This window comes from Oceanobacillus sp. FSL H7-0719, from assembly GCF_045040795.1.
In the GTDB taxonomy this organism is placed as follows: domain Bacteria; phylum Bacillota; class Bacilli; order Bacillales; family Amphibacillaceae; genus Oceanobacillus.
This window is the reverse complement of sequence record NZ_CP150301.1, coordinates 2,432,787-2,456,863: the sequence shown is the minus strand read 5'-3', so window position 1 is coordinate 2,456,863 and position 24,077 is coordinate 2,432,787. Positions and strand designations below refer to the sequence as shown.

Below are 24,077 nucleotides of genomic sequence, written 5' to 3'. Positions count from 1 at the left end.
TATAAATAGATGCAAACTATTAAGGAGGATTTTTATATGAGAAAATCAGTAATCGTTTCAGGAGCAAGAACACCTTTCGGCAAATTTGGAAGCGCTTTAAAAGATTTAGAAGCAGCCGAACTCGGCGGAAAAGTAATCGCAGAAGCAGTAAAGCGAGCAGGAGTAGAGGCAGAACAAATTGATGAGGTCATTATGGGGACTGTACTTCAGGGCGGACAGGGGCAAATCCCTTCACGTCAGGCAGCAAGAAAAGCAGGACTCCCTTGGGAAATTAAAACAGAAACGATTAACAAAGTCTGTGCATCAGGACTGCGCAGTGTCACACTTGCAGATCAGCTCATTCGTCTCGGTGATGAAGATGTTATTGTTGCGGGCGGCATGGAAAGCATGAGCAATGCACCATATATTCTGCCTGACGCACGCTGGGGGAACCGGATGGGGGATAAGTCTGTCGTCGATATGATGATTCACGATGGTCTGACATGTGCTTTTGATGGTGTCCATATGGGAAGTTACGGAAATGTAACTGCAGATAAATTTAATGTCAGCCGGGAAGCGCAGGATGAATGGGCTTACCGCAGTCATCAGCTTGCTGTGAAAGCAATGGAAGAAGGTAAATTTACAGATGAAATTATTCCGGTGGAAGTTCCGCAGCGGAAAGGTGATCCAATCGTGGTCGATACAGATGAAGCACCACGTAAAGACACGAGCACGGAAGTACTTGGAAAACTGCGTCCAGCTTTTGGCAAGGACGGAACAATCACAGCAGGGAATGCGCCAGGAGTGAATGATGGAGCTTGTGCTTTTGTAGTTATGGGTGAGGATAAAGCAGAGGAATTAGGAAAGAAACCATTAGCTGCAATTCTCGGTCATGCTGAAGTTGCTGTTGAAGCACAGGACTTCCCGCAAACACCAGGACTCGTCATTAATAAACTGCTGGAAAAGACAGGTTATAAAAAAGAGGATATTGATTTATTTGAAATCAATGAAGCTTTTGCTGTCGTTTCGCTGGCAAGTGGAGAAATAGCTGGCATTGATATGGATAAAGTAAATGTCAACGGTGGAGCAGTTGCGCTCGGACATCCAATCGGGGCAAGTGGTGCCCGCATTATTCTTACATTAATTCATGAATTAAAGCGCCGTGGCGGTGGCTTAGGGGTTGCAGCAATCTGCAGTGGCGGCGGCCAGGGTGATGCAATCTTAATCGAAGTAAAATAACTGATTCAGGTTTTAAGGAGGAAGAGATATGCCAATTAAAAAGGTGATGGTCATCGGTGCAGGACAAATGGGAGCAGGAATTGCTCAGGTAACTGCACAAGCCGGTTTTGAGGTGCTGCTAAATGATATGAATGAAGCTGCACTAGAAAAAGGCATGAATAACATGAACAAACTATTAACACGTGCTGCAGAAAAAGAGAGAATTACAGAAAATGAGAAGGAGCAGACCCTTGGACGTCTAACGGCTTCTTCCGCCCTCGAGGATGCGAAAGACTGTGATCTAGTTATTGAGGCAATCGTTGAAAATATGGAAGTAAAGACAAAGGTATTCCGTGAATTAGATGAAATCGCACCGGCCCATGCAATTTTGGCGACAAATACATCTTCCTTGCCAATTACAGAAATAGCGGCAGCGACAAATCGTCCGGAGCAAGTTATCGGCATGCATTTTATGAACCCAGTACCAGTGATGAAGCTCGTTGAAGTCATTCGTGGGATTCAAACGAGTGATGAAACCTATGAAGCGATTGCGGGAATGACAGAAGACCTGAATAAAACATCGGTAGAGGTAGCTGATTTTCCAGGCTTTGCTGCGAATCGGATTTTAATGCCGATGATCAACGAAGCAATTTATACAGTATACGAGGGTGTCGCTTCACCTGAGGATATTGATACAGTGATGAAGCTCGGGATGAATCATCCAATGGGCCCGCTCACACTGGCAGATTTTATTGGACTTGATACATGTCTCTATATTATGGAAGTGCTGTATGAAGGCTTTGGTGACAGTAAATATCGTCCATGCCCATTACTTCGAAAATATGTAAAGGCTGGCTGGCTTGGCAAGAAATCTGGCCGAGGATTTTACGAATATAATTAATAGCTTCATACAACAAGGGAGGCACAGCATATGGATTTGAAGTTTACAGAAGAACAAGAAATGATGCGGAAAATGGTGCGTGATTTTGCGCAAAATGAAATAACGAAAGAAATTGAACGAATGGAAAAGGAAGACCGTTTTCCAATTGAAATCGTACAAAAGATGGGTGAACTTGGTTTAATGGGAATTCCCATCTCTGAAGAATATGGCGGCAGTGGAATGGATTATATGTCCTATATTATTGCCATCCATGAGATTTCGAAAGTCAGTGCAACAGCAGGCGTTATTCTATCTGTTCACACTTCGGTTGGCACGAATCCAATTTTATATTTTGGAACAGAAGAGCAAAAGAAAAAGTATCTGCCTAAGCTTGCTTCTGGAGAATATCTTGGAGCCTTTGCCCTGACAGAGCCTGGTGCAGGTTCTGATGCTGCGAATTTAAGGACGACAGCAAAGTCAGATGGGGATGATTATATTCTGAATGGCTCCAAAGTGTTTATTACAAACGGCGGAGCTGCGGATACGTATATTACTTTTGCGAGAACAGGAAAAGAAGCAACAGAAATCAGTGCCTTCATTATTGAAAAAGATACACCAGGGTTTGAAATCGGAAAGCCGGAAAGAAAAATGGGACTGCACGGATCAGGCACGAAACAGCTGAGCTTCGATAACTGCAGAGTGCCAAAATCACAACGGCTCGGTGAAGAGGGGCAGGGCTATAAAATTGCCATGGCCAATTTGAATAATGGGCGAATTGGCATTGCAGCCCAGGCACTTGGTATTGCAGAAGCTGCGCTTGAGCATGCTGTTCTCTATGCGAAAGAAAGAGAACAGTTTGGAAAGCCGATTGCGCATAATCAAGGAATCTCTTTTAAACTGGCAGACATGGGTACACAGGTTGAGGCAGCAAAGCTGCTCGTCTACCAGGCAGCAGATCTTGCAGGACGCAATATAGCATGCGGCAAAGAAGCATCGATGGCAAAAATGTATGCATCAAATACAGCGATGAAAACAGCGATTGAAGCAGTCCAAATTTATGGTGGCTATGGTTATACCGAAGATTATCCTGCAGAGAGATTTTTCCGGGATGCGAAGGTCACACAGATTTATGAAGGTACAAATGAAATCCAGCATATCGTTATTGCTAAGAATATTTTGGGATAAGGGGAGAGAAGGATGAATTTTCAACTTACAGAAGAACAGGAAATGCTTCGGAAAATGGTCCGTGATTTTGCAACAAAGGAAGTGGAACCGACAGCAGCTGAACGGGATGAGGAAGAGCGTTTTGACAGAGAAATCTTTGATAAAATGGCTGAACTCGGCCTTACTGGGATTCCGTGGCCGGAAGAATACGGTGGAATTGGCGCAGACTATGTAAGCTATTGTATTGCTGTAGAAGAGCTCTCACGTGTTTGTGCTTCGACAGGGGTTACCTTGTCAGCACATCTATCTTTAGCAAGCTGGCCAATTTTTACGTATGGAAATGAAGCACAGAAGAAAAACTTCCTCTATCGTCTTGCAACTGGTGAGGCAATTGGAGCATATGCATTATCCGAACCAGGCGCTGGAAGTGACGTTGCTGCAATGAAAACGACAGCAAAAAAAGACGGTGATGATTATATCTTGAATGGAAGTAAAGTCTGGATTACAAACGGTGGCGTTGGTGATATTTATATTGTCTTTGCGAAAACGGATCCGTCCGCAAAACACAAAGGAATCAGTGCATTTATCGTTGAGAAAGGAACAGAAGGCTTTTCCTTTGGCAAAAAAGAGAAAAAACTTGGCATCCGTTCATCACCAACAACAGAATTAATCTTTGAAAATTGCCGTATCCCTAAAGAAAACCTCCTTGGTGAAGAAGGAGAAGGCTTTAAGATTGCCATGACAACGCTGGATGGCGGCCGAAATGGCATTGCTGCACAAGCGTTAGGAATTGCACAAGGTGCGCTGGATGCTTCGGTGAATTATGCGAAAGAACGGGAGCAATTCGGGAAACCGATTGCACATAACCAAGGGATTTCCTTCAAGCTTGCGGATATGGCGACAGAGATAGAAGCAGCCCGTCTTTTAACATATCAAGCAGCATGGCTGGAAAGCGAGGGCAAACCGTATGGCAAGGAATCCGCCATGTCGAAACTATTTGCGGGAGATGCTGCAATGCGGATCACAGTCGAAGCTGTACAAATTTTCGGCGGGTACGGATATACGAAGGACTATCCCGTAGAGCGCTATATGCGTGACGCAAAAATCACTCAAATTTACGAAGGCACAAATGAAGTTCAGCGTCTTGTGATTGGAAGAATGCTGACGAAATAAAAGTTTTGAAAGGAAGACCAATATGCATGAATTAGTGGAACGGATGAAAAAGAAGGATATTCGTGCTTTAGCACGAGCAATTACGATGGTTGAAAATGACCATTCGGAAAAGCTTGAGCTTCTGAGCGATGTTTTTTCCCAGCAAAAGAATGCAGTATATGTTGGTCTGACTGGATCTCCTGGTGCAGGAAAAAGCTCCCTTGTTAATCGGCTGATCACACAAATCCGCAATGAAGGGAAAACCGTTGCTGTCATTGCGGTAGATCCGACGAGTCCCTTCAGTGGCGGTGCATTGCTAGGTGACCGGGTGCGCATGAACGAGCATTTTAATGATGATGGTGTGTACATTCGCAGTATGGCAACAAGGGGGAGTTTAGGCGGTCTCGCTCGGGCGACAAAAGATGCCATCCGTGTTTGTGATGCATATGGGTTTGATGTCATCCTGGTGGAAACTGTCGGTGTCGGCCAATCTGAGCTGGATATTATGAAAATTGTAGACACAACAGCTGTCGTGCTGACGCCGAATAGTGGTGATGTTCTGCAGATTTTTAAAGCGGGCATTATGGAAATCGCTGACTTATTTGTTATTAATAAAGCAGATCTTCATGGTTTTGGGAAACTGAAGGCCTTGTTGAAGGAGTTAGTCATGATGACTGCCACGGAGACGTATGAGGTTCCGATTGTAAAAACCATCACAACAGAAAACAAAGGAATCGATAAACTGTGGAATAAGTTAAAAGAGCATCATGATTATCTTTACAGCACGAAGGAAGGCAAACGTAAACGAGTCTTCCAGCAGGAGCTCGAAGTTTATGAATTAATCCGTGAAGAAATCTGGCGGGATGTTCAGGGGTTTATTGAAAATAGACACGAGGTTCAGCCAATTGAAGCAGATGCAGATCCATATCAGCTTGCAAGGGATTGGTATGCACGCTGGAAGAAGGAAGGAGACTGGAAAAATGAAGAAGGATGAAATTCTCTCCTCCGTAAAAGACCAGGATTTAATTAAAAAGCGTCGTGATCAGATGATCAAAGGTGCAATGACTTTATTTAAAGAAAAGGGTTTTCATCAGACGACGACAAGAGAAATTGCAAAAGAGTCCGGTTTTAGCATTGGCACCCTATATGAATATATCCGCAAGAAGGAAGATGTGCTTTTTCTTGTATGTGACGGGATTTATGAGGAGCTGGGTGAACGGCTCAACTCAGCAATGCAGATGGAAAATCCCTCCCTGGAAAGTCTCAAAGAAATAATGACTTCTTACTATAAATTGATGGATGAAATGCAGGAAGAAATTCTTGTTCTTTATCAAGAGGTTAAAGGCTTAAATCGAGAAACGCGTAAATATGTGCTTCAAAAGGAAAAAGATACAGTAGCAATGCTTGAACGTGTCATTATGGCCTGCTTTCCGGAGCAGCTTTCTGCTAAAGAGGTGGCCATTGCAGCAAATAATATATTTGTCCAAGGACATATGTGGGCTTTTCGCCGCTGGATTCTTCAGAAGCAATACACCATTGAAGCGTATGCAGCATTGCAAATTGAACTTAATTTATATGGCATTGCAGAGAAAGCATGAAGTTGAAGCAATGAGAGTGAATCATGACTTTTCTGCTGGAAATGCGGAGTCTGCATGTCTCTCGCTTTCTGCGTGGGTAACCATTTGCAGCAGCAGGTGAATTGCTGTTATTCATCTAATGATTACGTTTTTGATAAAAATCTATTCTTTTAAGGGGGAGAAAGATTCATGGAGCAAATAGAAATTTATCAGCCGAAAAATCCAATCCGCTTTGTTACTGCTTCAAGTCTGTTTGATGGACATGATGCATCGATTAATATCATGCGGCGGATTTTACAATCGACAGGGGCAGAGGTTATCCATTTAGGGCATAATCGTTCGGTTGAAGAAGTAGTTTATGCAGCAATTCAGGAAGATGCACAAGCGATTGCTATATCTTCTTATCAAGGCGGACATGTCGAATATTTTAAGTATATTGTTGATCTGTTGAAAGAGCTTGGCGCAGATCATATTAAAGTATTTGGCGGCGGTGGCGGAACAATTATACCGCGAGAAATCAAGGAGCTTCATGCATATGGCGTAGACTGGATTTTTTCACCTGAGGATGGCCGGAAATATGGGCTGCAAGGAATGATTAATCGCATGATGGAAGAGTGCGATACATTGCCGCCAATCAATCGTGAAAAGGATAAAGCACGTCTCTATCAGGGAGAAAGAGATGCACTCGCAAGATTTATTACGTATATGGAGAATACAGATAGTGATTCAGAAGAAAAGCAAAAACTGCTAAAGGAATTTCGAGAAAAAGGCAATCAAAACCTGCCTGTGCTCGGGATAACTGGAACTGGCGGAGCTGGTAAAAGTTCACTTACAGATGAATTAATCCGCCGCTTTTTAAATGAAGTTCCTGACAAAAAAATTGCCATTATATCGATTGACCCAACAAAAAGAAAAACAGGTGGTGCCTTGCTTGGCGACCGTATTCGCATGAATGCCATTTTTAATAATCGCGTATACATGCGTTCTTTGGCGACACGGGAATCCCGTGATGAACTTTCTTCAGCAATTAATGATGTGCTCGATGTTGTCCGCACGACAGGCTGTGATTTTGCAATTGTTGAGACGAGCGGGATTGGCCAGGGGAATGCAGCGATTACTGATATAACCGATTTATCGATGTATGTGATGACAGCAGAATACGGGGCTCCGTCACAGCTGGAAAAGATTGATATGATCGACTATGCAGATTTTATTGTGATTAATAAATTTGAACAACGCGGATCTGAAGATGCATTAAACCAAGTGCGCAAACAATTTGAGCGCAGCAGAATGCTCTTTGGCAAGGATAAGAAGACATTCCCAGTCTTTGGAACGATTGCGAGTCAATTTAATGATAAGGGAACAAATTCTTTATTTGCAGCAATTATCGATACATTGAATGAGCGATATAATTGGGAGGAAACGGTAGATTTTGAAAGAAACGTTCTCTCAGAAAAGCAAAACCAGATTATCTCTTCCGATCGCCGTCATTATTTAAGAGAAATTGCGAGTCATATTCGGAGTTATAACCAAAAAATAGAATCGCAAAGTGAGATTGCCAGAAAACTGTATCAGCTGAAAGGTGTAATGGAGCTCATTGAGGATGACGAAGCAAAAGAACTCATTAAACAAACGATGAGCGAATATGAAAAGAAAATGGATAGAAACGCAATGGAACTGCTTGATTCGTGGGATGAGACGAAGGAGAAATATGGTCAAGAAACAATGACTTTTAAGGTTCGTGATAAAGATATTGTAACCGAGATTACGACTGAATCACTTTCTGGCTTGAAAATACCGAAAGTAGCCTTTCCGCGTTTTCAAGATTGGGGCGAGCGTCTGCGCTGGATGATGAAGGAAAATGTGCCAGGTTCCTTTCCGTTTACTGCAGGGGTGTTCCCGTTTAAAAGAGAAGGCGAGGATCCCACACGTCAATTTGCCGGCGAAGGTACACCGGAAAGAACAAATCGCCGTTTTCATTATTTATCTAAGGATGCTGAGGCAAAACGTCTCTCCACAGCATTTGATTCAGTCACACTATATGGTGAAGACCCAGCAGAACGTCCGGATATTTATGGGAAAGTCGGGGAAAGCGGCGTAAATATTTGTACACTTGATGACATGAAAAAGCTGTATGCCGGTTTTGATTTAACCAATCCATTAACATCCGTTTCCATGACAATCAATGGTCCAGCTCCAATTATACTGGCAATGTACTTTAATACTGCAATTGACCAGCAGCTGGCAAAGTTTAAAGAAGAGCATGGGCGTGAACCAAATAGTGAGGAATATCAGGAAATTAAAGAAGGAACGATTGCTGTTATCAGAGGAACCGTTCAAGCTGATATATTAAAAGAAGACCAAGGGCAAAACACATGTATCTTCTCAACCGAATTCGCACTGCGCATGATGGGAGATATTCAGGAATACTTTATTGACCATGGTGTTCGCAACTATTATTCTGTCTCCATTTCCGGCTATCATATTGCTGAGGCAGGGGCGAACCCGATTACACAGCTTGCTTTTACATTGGCAAATGGTTTCACCTATGTTGAATATTATTTAAGCCGCGGGATGGATGTAAATAAATTTGCGCAAAACCTGTCCTTCTTCTTCTCAAACGGCCTGGATCCGGAATATACAGTAATTGGCCGAGTGGCACGCCGTATTTGGGCGATCACCATGCGAGAAAAATATGGTGCAAGTGAACGCAGTCAAAAGCTGAAATATCATGTTCAGACATCAGGACGTTCCCTGCATGCCCAGGAAATTGACTTTAACGATATTCGTACAACCTTGCAGGCCTTGCTGGCGATTCAGGATAATACAAACTCGCTGCATACAAATGCTTACGATGAGGCAATTACTACACCGACTGAGGAATCTGTTCGCCGGGCAATGGCAATCCAAATGATTATCAATAAAGAATTTGGCCTGACGAAAAATGAAAACTCCACCCAGGGATCCTTTATTGTCGATGAATTAACCGACCTTGTCGAGGAAGCGGTATTGAAGGAATTTGAAAAAATGAATGACCGCGGCGGTGTACTAGGTGCAATGGAGCGTCAATACCAACGTGGAAAAATTCAAGAAGAATCTCTTTACTATGAGCATAAAAAGCATTCTGGGGAGCTCCCGATTATTGGGGTGAACACCTACGTAAATCCAAAGCCGCCTTCAGATGAGGACATCGACTCCATGGAACTCGCACGTGCTTCACAGGAAGAAAAGCAGCATCAAATTACAGAACTGCGCAGATTCCAAAAGCAGCATGAAGCAAAAACGGAAGCAGCACTAAATAAATTAAAACAAACAGCAGTATCTGGAGGGAATATCTTCGCAGAATTGCTGGAAACAGTAAAAACAGCCAGCCTTGGCCAAATTACAAACGCCCTCTACCAAGTCGGCGGACAATACAGAAGAAATATGTAGAGCTCAATTAATAGGGTAATATTCATAGTCGATATAAAATACTGATTACCTTAATTCAGTATTTTGCATACTCCCCTGGAAAATTGCAGCCCGAATACACTTCGCTTTCCGTGGGCGGCTGGTGAGCCACTCGTGCTAAAGCACTCGCAGTCTCACCTATGCCTCTCATCCCACAGGAGTCTCCGTGTATTCGGGCTGCTTCGTGCTGAAAATATTATTTAGTGTCCTTATTGAAGTAACAAAATAAAAATAAAAAACTTGTTGGAATCACACATAAAATTATAACAGTGTGTAGTCTAAAAACAATATTAGAATAATTAACATGCATATCTTCTGACATCATTCAATGAGATAACCATCCGTTTTTAGACTGTGGACTTCCAAAAGGAATAAGGGAAAGAGCAAAACAAATGTAACTTTGAATTAAGGGAGTCAGGATTTCACTTGAAATCCGAATGAGATTAAGCTATCGTTCGGATTTTATTAAATTATATTTCTTTTGTCTCTGCTTCATACTTATTTGGAAAAAGAAAATGCTCTCTGCGGCTGTTACATCCAGAACCTGGACTTTTTCGGTCGAACCAATTGGGCGAATAGAGGCAGTTTCCCCCAGCTAAAATGTTCATTTCATCTCCAATTTTGAGGTGGGGTATTACTGCCACTTAGCCTGTGATAAATGAAAGTAATTCATATATTTGCTTTTCTTTTATTTTTTATCGTTTATCCCTAGCATAAACACCATAATGTTGTATATAATGAAAGGTATGTTTATCCTTTGCTGACGAAATAAACAAATATCAAACGATTACTAAACGAATGCCGAACGAAGGACAAGCGATAAAACAATTCAACTTGTAAGCTAGAGAAGGCAAATGCCATTCATTAATATATTGTAAAGGGAGTGCGTTAACGTGAGCTTAGATAAATTTAGCCACGAAGAATTAAAAAAGAAATCAATGCTGGAATTAGCAAGTCTTATCTTAAGGGACGAGAAAAAAGCATTGTCATTTCAAGAAATTTACGACCAAATAGCTGAAATTAAAGGCTTTACGAAAAAACTAAAAGAGGAAAACATTGCCCAGTTTTTCACGGAATTAAACGTAGACGGCCGTTTCATGACCCTCGGTTCAAATGTTTGGGGACTAAAACAGTGGTACCCAGTTGATCAGGCGGATGAAGAGATTACCCCTGCACCGAAGGCGAAACGCAAATCGAAGAAGAAAAAAGATTATGAAGACGATGAAGACGAAGAGTCTTTAGAGTTTGATGATGAAGAGGAACTGCTGGAATTGGGCGAGGAAGCAGACGACGAAGAAGAACTGGATGAACTGGACGAAGACGAAGAAGACTTCGGCGAAGAACTTGATGCAGATGAAGAAGAACTAGAAGAAGATTTGTCACTCGATGAAGAAGATGACGAAGAAGAAGAAAATATATAAAAGGGCTGCTTGACTTTTTATTTAAGAATGAGTAAAATTTTATTTGGGCTCCTTAAATTCGATTACAGGCGTTTTCCCAGTTTCAATTGGGAAGACGCTTTTATTTTTTTTGGGCCAACTTTTAAATTGTACGTGATTGTCTGGGTTTTAAACGGGCAACATATAAAATAGACTAACAGGAAAGAAAGAGGGAAAACAGTGGCTAAATACATTTTCGTAACAGGTGGCGTTGTATCTTCATTAGGAAAAGGAATCACAGCTGCTTCATTAGGCCGGCTATTGAAAAATCGTGGATTAAAGGTGACAATTCAAAAATTTGACCCATACATTAACGTAGACCCGGGAACAATGAGTCCATATCAGCATGGTGAAGTCTTTGTTACAAATGATGGAGCAGAGACAGATTTAGACTTAGGACATTATGAGCGTTTTATTGATATTAATTTAAATAAATACAGCAATATTACTACAGGAAAAGTTTACTCCAGTGTAATTAAGAAAGAACGCCGTGGCGATTATCTTGGTGGCACGGTTCAAGTGATTCCGCATATTACAAACGAAATTAAAGATCAGGTTTTCCGTGCAGGTGAGGCAACGGGCGCAGATGTTGTCATTACGGAAATTGGCGGTACAGTAGGAGATATTGAGTCTCTTCCTTTCCTTGAAGCAATTCGTCAAATTAAAAATGAAGTTGGCAGAAATAGTGTAATGTATGTTCACTGTACGCTTGTTCCATATATTAGAGCTGCAGGTGAATTAAAAACGAAACCAACACAGCATAGTGTGAAAGAATTGCGTTCTTTAGGGATTCAGCCAGACATTATCGTATTGCGAACAGAGGAACAAGTAAGCAAGGAGCAGAAGGAGAAAATTGCTCTATTCTGTGATATTAATGAACAGGCAGTTATCGAAATGCCAGATGCAGACACACTATATCAAATTCCAATTTCACTTCAAGAACAGCACTTAGATCAGCTGGTAATGGATCACTTCGGACTGATTTATCCAGAAGCAGATATGGCAGAATGGAAAAAACTCGTTGATAAAGTAAGAAATCTTTCCAAGGTTACGGAAATTGGTCTTGTAGGGAAATATGTGGAATTGCCTGATGCCTATCTTTCTGTAGTAGAATCCTTGAAGCATGCGGGTTATGACTTTGATACAGAAGTGAATGTGCACTGGATTAATTCCGAAACGTTAACGAAGGAAGCGATTGAAGAAGAACTATCACATGTTGATGGGATAATCGTACCTGGTGGTTTTGGCAATCGTGGAATTGATGGAAAAATTGAAGCAATTCGTTATGCAAGAGAAAATAACATTCCATTCTTAGGTATTTGTTTGGGTATGCAGCTTGCATCTGTAGAATTTGCAAGGAATGTTGTAGGTTTAGAAAATGCACATTCAGCAGAAATTGATCCAAACACACCACATCCAATTATCGATCTGCTGCCTGAGCAAAAGGATGTACTTGATCTTGGCGGCACATTGCGACTTGGTGCGTATCCATGTAAGCTTGTTGATGGAACGAAAGCAAAAGCGGCATATGATGATAAAGATCTAATTGAGGAACGCCACCGTCATCGTTATGAATTCAATAATGAATACCGTGAACAGCTTGAATCAAAAGGTTTTGTTTTCTCAGGAACAAGCCCAGATGGACGGCTGGTAGAAATTATTGAACTGAAAGATCACCCATGGTTTGTTGCGTGTCAATTCCATCCAGAATTCACATCACGCCCAACACGTGCACAGTCTCTATTTAAAGGATTTATCGGTGCATCTGTAAAAGCATAAACAAACGAAAAGAATATAAAATCAAAGAGGCCAGGACTTAACTAATACCAGCCAAATAAAAGACGAACATTATCGAATAAAGAGCTTTTAATGTTAACTTTTATAACTAGAAAATGATTCATAGTCGATACAAAGTGCTGATTAATTTAATTCAGAGTAATATTCGTTTTGCTGTTTGATTATCCTGCTGAAGGTCCGCATTCCAAATGCCCCTTCGCTTTCCGCAGGCGGCTGATGAGCCCCGACGCACAGGACGTGCTAGTGCAGATGTTGCCACAGGACGTGGCGTATTTAATCTGCCCCGTGCTGATGCACTCCATGGTCTCATCTAGGCCTCTCTTCCTGCAGGAGTCTCGGCGCATTTGGAATGCTCTCAGGATAAAACGAATAGTTATTTCATTGAATTTTGGCAGCAGATATGCATGTTAATTTCACTAGACTATTTTAAAGTATACACATACAGGCATTTCAGCCGATAGCTTAAGACAAGGAGCCACTCTTTTATAACTATAATTAGAACGCAAAATAAGCTAATTAGCACAAAGCAGCCCGAATACACTTCGCTTTTCGTGTATTCGGGCTGCTTTGTGCTGAAAATACTATTTAGTGTTCTTACTGAAATAACAAAATAAAAATAAAAGAACGTGTTGGAATCACAATTGAAATTATGACAGTGTGTAGTCTAAAAACAATATTAGAATAATTAACATGCATATCTTCTGACTTCATTCAATGAAATAACCATCCGTTTTTAGCCGGAACAGTCTAAATACTCCGAGACTCCAGTGGGAGCCAAGGCATCGGTAAGACCGCGTAGTGCGTAGCACGAAGGCAGATTAAGTACGCCACGTCCTGTGGCAACATCTGCATTAGCACGTCCTGTGCGTCGGAGCTTACCAGCCGCCCACGGAAAGCGAGGAGTATTTGGACTGTGGACTTCCAAAAGGAATAAGGGAAAGAGCAAAACAAACATTATTCTGAATTAAGGGCATCAGGATTCCACTTAAAATCCGAACGAATTTAAAGTATCGTTCGGATTTTATTAAATTATCTTTCTTTTGTCCCAACGTATTTTTTGCGTATGTCTGCTTAGCCGCCTTCATGCGATGCACCGCATGTTCTTATTAGAGCCCATGCACCCGCAGAAAAGTAAAAAAGTATGACGGGGAAGACATCTTAATAACGTGTAGTGCGTAAGTTGAGTCGGGCAATAGGCAATAACTCATAAATTGTTCATAATTTGCAATGGTTTTCGAAAATTAGGAAGAAAAAGCAGGAAAAACATGTAAAGATAGAGAAGACAAATATGATTGGAGATTAATTGGGGGGGGCAATCGAAAAATGGGGGAAGAAATATTAGTTGTCGATGATCAACCGGGAATCCGTCTATTACTAACGGATATTTTGACAGATGCAGGCTATAATACAACTACTGCAAGCACAGGAAAGGAAGCCTTAGATAAGCTCAAGGAAAAGCGGTTTTCTTTAATTCTTCTAGATTATAAACTGCCCATAATTGATGGAGTGGAAGTGTTAAAAAAAATAGAGAAACAGAATTTAAACGTTCCCGCAATTGTTATGAGCGGACTGGCAGAGAAGATTGAAGACGAATTAAAAGGCTATCCTTTAGTCAAAGATCTTCTGGCAAAGCCATTTAATATTCAAGAGATTCCCGAAATGATCAAAGGTATTATTGAGGAATTTAAGTACTAATTTTTTACATTTTTTATTACTGGCATTCTTTTAGATTTATATAAAAAACAGTTCTACAATCATTCTTTTTTAAAAATTCAGGGGGAATTAGAGAGAGAAAGATTCGATATTTTGTTAAGAATTTAGCGCGATTAAACTCCAAGAAGTTGCACCGATTAACAGGAGTTGGTATTCTTATACTATACAAGTCGATTGGATTTTAACCAATCAAGGGATACTGAATACATATCATGAGATTGTTGTAGAAATCAAATCGAAATATTGTTACCTAATTAGAGGGGGAAACATAATGGCGTTAGTATCTATGAAAGAAATGCTTGAAAAAGGTAAGGAAAATGGCTATGCAATTGGACAGTTCAATCTAAATAACTTAGAATACGCTCAAGCTATTTTGCAGGCTGCTGAGGAAGAAAAATCTCCTGTTATCCTGGGAGTATCTGAAGGAGCTGCGAAATATATTGGTGGCTATAAAGTCGTTGTTGCAATGGTAAAAGCATTAATGGAAACATACGGTACAACGGTTCCAGTAGCAATCCATCTTGATCATGGTTCAAGCTTCAAGGCATGTGCAGAAGCAATCCATGCTGGGTTTACATCAGTAATGATTGATGCATCTCATTCACCAATTGAAGAAAATATTCAAACTACAAAACAAGTAGTTGAACTTGCACATATTCACGGCGTATCTGTTGAAGCAGAAGTTGGAACAGTTGGCGGCGAAGAAGATGGTGTGATTGGCGGAATTATGTATGCTAATCCTGAAGAATGTAAACAGCTTGTTCAAGAAACAAATGTGGACTGCTTAGCTCCAGCACTTGGTTCTGTTCATGGACCATATCAAGGAGAGCCGAACTTAGGTTTTAAAGAAATGGAAGAAATTCTTAATCTTGTACAGATTCCACTTGTGCTTCATGGTGGAACAGGTATCCCGACAAAAGATATTCAAAAAGCAATCTCATTAGGCACAGCAAAAATTAACGTAAATACAGAGAACCAAATTGCACAAACAGAAGCGGTTCGCGAAGTATTGAATGCAAAACCGGAACTATATGATCCACGTAAATATTTAGGTCCAGGTACAGCAGCAATCAAAGCAACTGTTAAATCTAAAATGCAAGAATTTGGTTCATCTAACCAAGCATAAATAACAGAAATTAAAAGATCGAAAAATGGAGGGAACAGAATGAAATTCTTTATCGATACAGCAAATATTGATGAGATCCGCGATGCAAATGAGCTGGGAGTTTTAGCTGGTGTAACGACGAATCCGTCACTTGTTGCGAAGGAAGGTGTTTCCTTCCATGATCGTTTGCGTGAAATAACGGAAGAAGTGTCAGGCTCTGTCAGTGCAGAGGTTATTGCAGAAGATGCTGCAGGCATGATTGAAGAAGGAAAAGAACTTGCTGCAATTGCACCGAACATTACAGTGAAAGTGCCAATGACACTTGAAGGTCTGAAAGCTGTAAAAGCATTCAGTGAATTAAATATCAAAACGAATGTGACGCTTATCTTTAATGCGAATCAAGCATTGCTTGCAGCACGTGCTGGTGCGACATATGTATCACCATTCTTAGGCCGTTTAGATGACATTGGTCATGATGGAATGCAGCTGATTGCTACAATCGCTGACATGTTTGATATTCATAATATTAAAACAGAAATTATTGCAGCATCTATTCGCCATCCATTACATGTTACAGACGCAGCCTTAAACGGTGCACATATCGCAACTATTCCTTACAACGTGCTTGAGCAGCTCGTGAAACACCCATTAACAGACTCAGGTATCGAGCGTTTCCTGGCTGACTGGGAAAATGCAACAAAATAATTGCATGATATTGCAGGAAATAGTAAAGATTATATAAAAGATGGTAAAAATGGCAGCTGGAAAAGCAGAAAGCTCTTCCAGCTGCATAAATAAATGTAGATTAGGCGGCTGTGCAAAAAGGAAGATAAAAAGAGCCGGGACGGTTTTTAGCAGAACATCCTCTTTTACCAAAGTGTCACGTTACCGGACTTTTTGGACAACCCCTCTAAATTGATTAGAATAGCCTCATTAGGAGCGAGTAATCATATGCAAAAGATATTAATTGAAGGCGGTCATCCGTTAAACGGCAAAGTGAGAATCAGCGGTGCGAAAAACAGTGCAGTTGCATTATTGCCAGCATCCATTCTTGCAGATACCGAAGTAACTATCGAAGGCTTGCCTAATATTTCAGACGTATATACGTTGAGTGATTTGCTTAAAGAGATTGGCGGCAGTGTCTCCTTGGAAGGTCAGAATATCACAATCAATCCGGAAAACATGGTTGCAATGCCGCTGCCAAATGGAAAAGTCAAGAAACTGCGTGCTTCCTATTACTTTATGGGAGCGATGTTAGGGAAGTTTAAGAAAGCTGTAATTGGTCTTCCAGGCGGCTGTTATCTCGGACCGCGCCCAATCGATCAGCACATTAAAGGCTTCGAAGCATTAGGTGCAACCGTAACGAATGAACAGGGAGCTATTTATCTAAGAGCTGAAGAGCTTCGCGGCGCAAGGATTTATTTAGATGTTGTCAGTGTAGGGGCAACGATCAATATCATGCTTGCAGCTGTGAAGGCAAAGGGAAAGACTGTAATTGAAAACGCAGCCAAAGAACCGGAAATTATTGATGTTGCAACACTTCTCAATAATATGGGAGCAAAAATAAAAGGTGTTGGAACAGACGTTATTCGTATAGAAGGGGTTCCGAGCTTGCACGGGTGCAGACATACCATTATTCCAGACCGTATCGAAGCTGGGACGTATGCAATCGCTGCAGCAGCTCAGGGTGAAGAAGTAATCATCGACAATGTCATTTCCCAGCATATTGAATCACTTATTGCGAAACTCCGTGAAATGGGAGTAAGTGTTGAGGAAAGTGATGAACAGCTCTTTATCAGACCAGGTAAACCACTGAGCAGTGTAGATATTAAAACACTGGTTTACCCAGGTTTTCCAACGGATTTACAACAGCCGTTTACAACTCTCTTGACAAAAGCTAAGAACACAGGTGTAATCACAGATACGATTTATTCCGCTCGCTTAAAACATATTGATGAATTAAGACGCATGAATGCTATAATTAAAGTAGAAGGCGGTTCTGTTATTGTATCTGGACCAGCACAGCTCGAAGGTGCAAAGGTGAAAGCATCTGATTTACGGGCAGGTGCAGCTTTAATTATTGCAGGCTTGATGGCTAATGGTGTTACAGAAATAACAGGTATTGATCATATCGATCGAGGCTATGAAAATATAACAGAAAAGTTATCTGATCTAGGTGCTAAAATTTGGCGTGAAGAATTAACAGAAGAAGAAGTTCACCAGATACAGAACTCCTAGTATATTTACTGGATTAGCAGCTGCTATTTGCAGCAGACATTTTGAAATCCTCTCTTATAAAAATCCTTTTTGGGATGAGGATTATTTTATGTATAAGAGGAGAGGACAACGAATGGAAAGAAGTTTATCAATGGAGTTAGTTCGTGTTACAGAAGCAGCAGCATTAGCATCTGCCCGCTGGATGGGAAGAGGAGAAAAAAATGATGCTGATGATGCAGCAACTAGCGCAATGCGTACGGTTTTTGACACGATTCCAATGGAAGGTGTCGTTGTCATCGGCGAAGGTGAAATGGATGAAGCACCGATGCTTTACATTGGTGAAGAACTAGGCACAGGCGACGGTCCAGGAGTGGACGTTGCAGTTGATCCTCTTGAAGGAACAGATATTGTTGCTCAAGGATCCTGGAATGCGCTGGCGGTTGTTGCGATTGCAGACAAGGGAACATTGCTGCATGCTCCAGATATGTATATGAACAAGCTGGCTGTAGGTCCTGCCGCGGTTGGAAAAGTAGATATAAATGCACCAGTTATTGAGAATTTGCGTGCAGTAGCTGAAGCAAAAAATAAAAAAGTTGAAGATGTACTTGTTACCGTGCTTGATCGTCCGCGTCATGAAAAGCTGATTCAGGAAATACGCGATGCAGGTGCACGCATTAAACTAATTCCTGCAGGTGACGTTGCTGCTGCGATTAATACAGCATTTGATGATACAGGTGTGGATATTCTGTTGGGAAGCGGCGGCGCCCCTGAAGGTGTGCTCGCAGCTGCAGCTTTGAAATGTCTTGGTGGAGAAATTCAAGGTAAACTCGTACCATCCAATGATGAAGAATTGGCGCGCTGTAAGGAAATGGGCATAGACGATCTTGATAAAGTCTTCCATATGGATGATTTCTGCAGCGGCGATGACGCGATTTTTGCTGCAACAGGTGTTACCGATGGTGAGCTTCTTAAGGGAGTTCAATTCAAAGGTTCCAGAGCAACAACAGAAACTGTTGTCATGCGTGCAAAAAGCGGTACAGTAAGATTTGTGCAAGGGGAACACAGCCTCACTAAAAAGCCGAATCTAGTTATGAACGATTAGAATCATATTTTCATAACAAAAAACGATATAACATACCATTACATTGCAAAATGAATAGAGGAAGCTGGAGTCTTCTGGCTTCCTTTTTCTTCATCATTTCTCCTACTACTAAAATTCTGCAAGAAAAAACAAGGAAATAGGCGAGTTGATGTTGAATTATTACATGTGAAAGTGTAATATAATAGATGTTTACCAAAGGCTTAACTTGGTTATTCTAGTTAAGCACAGGTATTAAAACTGTCTTTCATATACTTCCATATATACTTCCAATTACTCTTCATTTCTTCTAGGAAATTCATTCAAATAAGAAGTGGAACATTTAAAAATCTTAAGGTTGAATTTATTGATAAATTTATTTAGATGACAAAAGAATAGGCGTGATAATTTTATGGCTGAATTAACAATTTCTCAATTAGAGACAAAAACATTAAAAGAATTATATGCACTTGCAAAAGAATACAAGATTTCTTATTATGCTAAACTGACAAAGAAGGAACTTATTTTTGCTATTCTAAAAGGACAAGCTGAGAAAGACGGCTTCTTATTTATGGATGGTGTGCTGGAAATTATTCCTTCCGAAGGCTTTGGATTTTTAAGACCGATTAATTATTCTCCAAGTGCAGAGGACATTTATATTTCTGCATCACAAATACGCAGATTCGATCTTCGCAATGGAGATAAGGTTTCCGGTAAGGTGCGGCCTCCAAAGGAAAACGAGCGTTATTATGGACTATTGCATGTGGATGCAGTAAACAGCGAAGACCCTGATTCTTCAAAAGAACGTGTGCATTTCCCTGGATTAACGGCACTCTATCCAGACCGTTTGATGAAACTGGAAACAGAACCGAATAAGCTGTCAACTCGAATTATTGACTTAATGACTCCTGTTGGTTTCGGTCAGAGGGGATTAATTGTAGCACCGCCTAAAGCGGGTAAAACAATGCTGATAAAAGAAATCGCTAACAGTATTACTAGAAACCACCCGGAAGCAAAATTAATTATTCTGCTTGTTGATGAACGGCCAGAGGAAGTTACGGATATTGAACGATCTGTTGCACCAGATGTGGATGTTGTAAGTTCTACATTTGACGAAGTGCCGGAAAGTCATATTCGTGTATCTGAACTTGTTTTAGAGCGGGCAATGCGTCTTGTAGAGCATAAACGTGATGTTATTGTGTTAATGGATAGTATTACGAGACTTGCACGTGCATATAACCTGGTTATCCCGCCAAGCGGCCGTACACTTTCAGGTGGTATTGATCCGGCAGCATTCCATCGTCCAAAACGTTTCTTTGGAGCAGCCCGTAATATTGAAGAAGGCGGCAGCTTTACAATTTTGGCTACTGCACTTGTCGAAACAGGCTCACGGATGGATGATGTCATTTATGAAGAATTTAAAGGAACCGGCAATATGGAACTGCATCTGGATCGCAATCTGGCTAATCGCCGAATTTTCCCGGCAATTGATATTCTGCGTTCCGGTACACGTAAGGAAGAACTTCTGGTAGACAAAGGTCACCTGGATAAAATGTGGACCATTCGTAAAACGATGCAAGATTCCAACGAGTTTCTTGAGCGCTTCTTGAAGAAAATTAAAACGACAAAATCCAACGAAGAATTTTTTGCGCAAATGGATGAAGAAATGAAACGCAAAGGGATTAAACGTTAACTTTCCCAAATCAAAAAAAGTTATTCGAACAGGGATTTTTCAGGAAAAATGATTGCAAATCAGCACGTGGACTGGTATAATCTTTTTATGTGAGTTTTGATAAGGTTTTTTCACTTATGACGGCTCTTACAATAACTCTGTTTCCAAAGGAATCAGGGCAAAAAGGAGTGGAAGGAAATGAAAAAGGATATTCATCCAGAATACCAAAAAGTAGTTTTTCTTGATACGAGTTCAGACTTCAAATTCTTGAGTGGGTCAACAAGAGGCTCAGATGAAACAATTGAATGGGAAGATGGCAACACTTACCCACTAATCAAAGTTGAGATTAGTTCTGATTCTCATCCTTTCTACACTGGCAAACAAAAAGCTGACAGAGTCGGCGGCCGTGTTGATCGCTTCAAGAAGAAATATAATATTAAATAAAAAGCTGAAACGACTGTTCAGAAACGGACGCATAAGCAAGGGACCGAAAACGGTGAATTTCCGCTTGCAGAGTCCATTGCTTATGACGGCAGTTTCTAGGAGTTGAAGCTGGATTGCGAATAAAGAAAAAGCACAGGACCCCTGGGTGCTGGAGCTGGAAAAGGCTGAAACGACCAAAATCGTTAAGCCACTTCAGACAGGCAAAATGTCGAAAACACGTTTGCCTGTCTTTTATTTGGAAATAACTCACCACCCCATAGAAAAATCTTATTGAAATGATGAGCGAATAAATTATAAATGAAATAGAATGAACCTATTTTAGTTCTTGCAGGGAACCGTTCAAGATGCCTCTGCTGAGGGAAAAGCATCCAGACTCTGAACAATCCGCATGTACTGCCAATTAATATTTCTGCCAAACAGGGTTAAAATATATGGGAAATTGGTATAGACTAAAGTAGGTACATAAACGAAATAGGATGAAATGCGAAACGCAAGGAAATGAGGTTAAAGCAACATGTATATGATGAAGCAAAGCGGCTGGATAGAAGTAATTTGCGGCAGTATGTTCTCTGGGAAATCGGAAGAGCTTATTCGTCGTTTACGTCGTGCAACGTATGCCAATATGTCTATCCGTGTCTTCAAACCAGCAATCGATAACAGATATGACGATGAATCTGTTGTGTCCCACAATGGAACAACAATTATGGCACGGCCAATTAAAACTGCAGCAGATATATTTGAACATATAGATGATAAAACGGAGATTGTTGGAATTGATGAAGTGCAATTTTTTGATGAATCGATTATTGATATTGCCGGGGAATTAGCAAATCGCGGTATCCTGGTAATCGCAGCTGGGCTGGACACTGATTTCCGCGGGGAGCCATTTGGCCCGATGCCAAAATTAATGGCACTGAGTGAATATGTCACAAAGTTAAATGCGATTTGCGCTAAATGTGGCTCACCAGCAACACGCACACAGCGTTTAATCAACGAAAAGCCAGCTTCATATGATGACCCAGTCATTCTTGTCGGAGCATCTGAATCCTATGAGCCAAGATGCAGACACCATCATGAAGTGCCGAATAAGCCTGTAGCAGCAGATATTCGCCATATTGTGAGACTTACGAAATAGCTTGTCATAACATAGGCACACCTAACAATTTTGACCATGGGAATAAGGTATAATATAATTAGAATGTTATTTGAAATGAGGTGTTCGGGATGTTAGATCGATTACAAGCGTTAGAAGATCGTTATAATAAATTGAATGAATTACTAAGTGATCCAGAAGTAGCCAGTGATCCGAATAAATTGCGTGATTATGGCAAGGAGCAGTCTGGACTGGAAGATGTTGTAATGGCGTATCGCGACTACAAAGATATTCAGCAGCAGCTTTCTGATGCGAAAGAAATGCTTGAAGATGAACTTGACAGTGAAATGGAAGAAATGGTCAAGGGTGAAATCAGCGAACTCCAGGAACAAACAGAGGAACTGGAAGAAAGAATGAAAGTGCTGCTTCTTCCGAAAGATCCGAATGATGATAAGAACGTTATTATGGAAATTCGCGGTGCAGCTGGCGGTGACGAAGCAGCGTTATTCGCTGGCGACTTATATCGGATGTATTCACGCTATGCAGAGCATCAAGGATGGAAAACAGAAATAATGGAAGCTAACTCAACAGGAGTTGGCGGCTATAAAGAAATTATTTTCATGATTAACGGGAAAGATGTATATTCCCGCTTGAAATATGAAAATGGTGCTCACCGTGTACAACGTGTTCCAGAGACAGAATCCGGCGGACGCATCCATACATCAACTGCAACCGTTGCAGTACTTCCGGAAGCAGAAGAAGTAGAAATTGATATTCACGATAAAGATATTCGTGTAGATACATTCGCTTCGAGTGGTCCTGGAGGACAAAGTGTAAACACGACAATGTCAGCTGTTCGCTTAACACACGAACCTACTGGAATTGTTGTTTCCATTCAGGATGAGAAATCACAAATAAAAAACAAAGAAAAAGCGATGAAGGTGCTTCGTGCACGTATTTATGATAAATTCCAGCAGGAAGCGCAAGCAGAATATGATGAGAGCAGAAAATCCGCAGTCGGAACGGGCGACCGTTCAGAACGTATCCGCACGTACAATTTCCCGCAAAACCGTGTAACGGATCACCGTATTGGATTAACGATTCAAAAGCTCGACCAAATTCTTGACGGGAAGCTTGAAGAATTTATTGAAGCACTTATTTTAGAAGAGCAAGCAGAAAAACTTGCACAAATTGGTGAATAAAATGAATGAAAAAAAACAATATGAAGTCCTGAAATGGGCTTCTCTTTTTTTAGAAGAATATCATCGTGAAGCCCGAGTTGCTGAATTACTGCTCCAGCATCATCTTGGTTTATCGCGTACAGCATTTTTTATGAATATGCGCGAGGCGATACCTGAAGCGATTCATGAGGCGTTTATGCAAGATATAAAAGAACACGCGGAAACGGGCAAACCAATTCAGCACATGACAGGCTATGAAGAATTTTATGGCAGGCGTTATATTGTGGATAACCATGTACTTATCCCTAGGCCAGAAACAGAAGAGCTTGTACACCATGTTATCGAAGCAGCAAAAGAAACTGGAAAAACTCCAATTCATCTTGTTGATGTGGGTACAGGGAGCGGAATTATTGCAATTACACTTGCTCTGGAGTTAGCGGGTGCAAGCGTGTCTGCAACAGATATCTCCTCTGAGGCCCTGAAAATTGCTGAAGAAAATGCAAGGGAACTTGGTGCAGAGGTTGCATTTATCCAAGGAGACTTTTTGCAGCCTGTTCTAAATAACACGGAAACTGTTGATATCATTGTTTCGAACCCGCCTTATATCGCGGAAAGTGAACGGGAAAGTCTGGCAGATACAGTTATAAATTTCGACCCAGAGCTTGCTCTGTTTGCTGAGGATAACGGTCTTGCAGCATACAAGCGGATTATCCGGCAGGCAAAGGAGATACTGAAACCGGGTGGAATGCTTGCTTTTGAAATTGGATATACACAAGGACATGCAATTGAAAGATTGATTACAGACAGTTTTCCACAAGCTTCTGTGGATATCATACAGGATATCAACGGGAAAGACCGTATCATTCTAGCAAAAATATAAAGGGAAACTTCATTCTGCAACATGCAGAATGTTAGTTG

General features: G+C 41.1%; 20 protein-coding genes. All 20 read left to right on the top strand.

What is annotated here, in order from left to right; genetic code table 11:
- Positions 1–36: 36 nt before the first annotated feature.
- The 20 genes from NST93_RS12700 to prmC all read left to right on the top strand — a co-directional run bounded on the left by NST93_RS12700 (position 37) and on the right by prmC (position 24,039).
- Positions 37–1,218, top strand: coding sequence for an acetyl-CoA C-acetyltransferase (locus NST93_RS12700; RefSeq protein WP_405097581.1), 1,182 nt, complete (start codon positions 37–39; stop codon positions 1,216–1,218).
- 28 nt (positions 1,219–1,246) lie between these two features.
- Entirely contained in the window at positions 1,247–2,098 is an 852-nt protein-coding gene (locus tag NST93_RS12695; RefSeq protein ID WP_405097579.1) for a 3-hydroxybutyryl-CoA dehydrogenase, read from the top strand.
- Positions 2,099–2,128: 30 nt separating this feature from the next.
- Positions 2,129–3,262 carry an acyl-CoA dehydrogenase gene (locus tag NST93_RS12690; RefSeq protein ID WP_405097577.1) on the top strand — a complete coding sequence of 378 codons (1,134 nt, stop codon included), beginning with the start codon at positions 2,129–2,131 and terminating at the stop codon, positions 3,260–3,262.
- A gap of 12 nt (positions 3,263–3,274) precedes the next feature.
- Positions 3,275–4,414 carry an acyl-CoA dehydrogenase gene (locus tag NST93_RS12685; protein WP_405097575.1) on the top strand — a complete coding sequence of 380 codons (1,140 nt, stop codon included), beginning with the start codon at positions 3,275–3,277 and terminating at the stop codon, positions 4,412–4,414.
- 22 nt (positions 4,415–4,436) lie between these two features.
- On the top strand, positions 4,437–5,387 hold the full coding sequence (meaB, locus tag NST93_RS12680) for a methylmalonyl Co-A mutase-associated GTPase MeaB (RefSeq protein ID WP_405097573.1): 951 nt from the start codon (positions 4,437–4,439) through the stop codon (positions 5,385–5,387).
- Positions 5,374–5,991 carry a TetR/AcrR family transcriptional regulator gene (locus tag NST93_RS12675; protein WP_405097571.1) on the top strand — a complete coding sequence of 206 codons (618 nt, stop codon included), beginning with the start codon at positions 5,374–5,376 and terminating at the stop codon, positions 5,989–5,991. The genes meaB and NST93_RS12675 overlap by 14 nt, the downstream gene beginning before the upstream one ends.
- Positions 5,992–6,159: 168 nt before the next feature.
- Positions 6,160–9,402 carry a fused isobutyryl-CoA mutase/GTPase IcmF gene (gene icmF / locus NST93_RS12670; protein ID WP_405097569.1) on the top strand — a complete coding sequence of 1,081 codons (3,243 nt, stop codon included), beginning with the start codon at positions 6,160–6,162 and terminating at the stop codon, positions 9,400–9,402.
- Between the two features lie 911 nt (positions 9,403–10,313).
- Positions 10,314–10,841: a DNA-directed RNA polymerase subunit delta gene (gene rpoE, locus NST93_RS12665; RefSeq protein WP_405097568.1), complete on the top strand. Its 528-nt coding sequence runs from the start codon at positions 10,314–10,316 to the stop codon at positions 10,839–10,841.
- Between the two features lie 198 nt (positions 10,842–11,039).
- Positions 11,040–12,638, top strand: coding sequence for a CTP synthase (locus NST93_RS12660; RefSeq protein ID WP_405097567.1), 1,599 nt, complete (start codon positions 11,040–11,042; stop codon positions 12,636–12,638).
- Positions 12,639–12,844: 206 nt separating this feature from the next.
- Positions 12,845–12,970 carry a hypothetical protein gene (locus NST93_RS12655; RefSeq protein WP_405097565.1) on the top strand — a complete coding sequence of 42 codons (126 nt, stop codon included), beginning with the start codon at positions 12,845–12,847 and terminating at the stop codon, positions 12,968–12,970.
- Positions 12,971–13,979: 1,009 nt separating this feature from the next.
- A complete protein-coding gene (locus NST93_RS12650) occupies positions 13,980–14,351 on the top strand; it encodes a response regulator (RefSeq protein WP_405097563.1) in 372 nt (123 codons plus the stop codon).
- 289 nt (positions 14,352–14,640) lie between these two features.
- A complete protein-coding gene (fba, locus tag NST93_RS12645; RefSeq protein ID WP_405097561.1) occupies positions 14,641–15,495 on the top strand; it encodes a class II fructose-1,6-bisphosphate aldolase in 855 nt (284 codons plus the stop codon).
- 39 nt (positions 15,496–15,534) lie between these two features.
- Positions 15,535–16,179: a fructose-6-phosphate aldolase gene (fsa, locus tag NST93_RS12640; RefSeq protein ID WP_405097559.1), complete on the top strand. Its 645-nt coding sequence runs from the start codon at positions 15,535–15,537 to the stop codon at positions 16,177–16,179.
- Between the two features lie 246 nt (positions 16,180–16,425).
- Positions 16,426–17,712 (top strand): UDP-N-acetylglucosamine 1-carboxyvinyltransferase, encoded by a 1,287-nt coding sequence (locus NST93_RS12635; RefSeq protein WP_405097557.1) that lies wholly within the window; start codon positions 16,426–16,428, stop codon positions 17,710–17,712.
- Positions 17,713–17,824: 112 nt separating this feature from the next.
- Entirely contained in the window at positions 17,825–18,793 is a 969-nt protein-coding gene (gene glpX / locus NST93_RS12630) for a class II fructose-bisphosphatase (protein ID WP_405097555.1), read from the top strand.
- Positions 18,794–19,181: 388 nt separating this feature from the next.
- Complete coding sequence (gene rho, locus NST93_RS12625) at positions 19,182–20,462, top strand: transcription termination factor Rho (RefSeq protein WP_405097553.1); 1,281 nt, start codon at positions 19,182–19,184, stop codon at positions 20,460–20,462.
- A 177-nt stretch (positions 20,463–20,639) separates the two neighbouring features.
- A complete protein-coding gene (locus tag NST93_RS12620; protein WP_405097551.1) occupies positions 20,640–20,885 on the top strand; it encodes a type B 50S ribosomal protein L31 in 246 nt (81 codons plus the stop codon).
- A gap of 514 nt (positions 20,886–21,399) precedes the next feature.
- Positions 21,400–22,020, top strand: coding sequence for a thymidine kinase (locus tag NST93_RS12615; protein WP_405097549.1), 621 nt, complete (start codon positions 21,400–21,402; stop codon positions 22,018–22,020).
- Between the two features lie 89 nt (positions 22,021–22,109).
- Positions 22,110–23,180 carry a peptide chain release factor 1 gene (prfA, locus tag NST93_RS12610; protein ID WP_405097547.1) on the top strand — a complete coding sequence of 357 codons (1,071 nt, stop codon included), beginning with the start codon at positions 22,110–22,112 and terminating at the stop codon, positions 23,178–23,180.
- Position 23,181: 1 nt separating this feature from the next.
- A complete protein-coding gene (prmC, locus tag NST93_RS12605; protein WP_405097545.1) occupies positions 23,182–24,039 on the top strand; it encodes a peptide chain release factor N(5)-glutamine methyltransferase in 858 nt (285 codons plus the stop codon).
- Positions 24,040–24,077 lie beyond the last annotated feature (38 nt).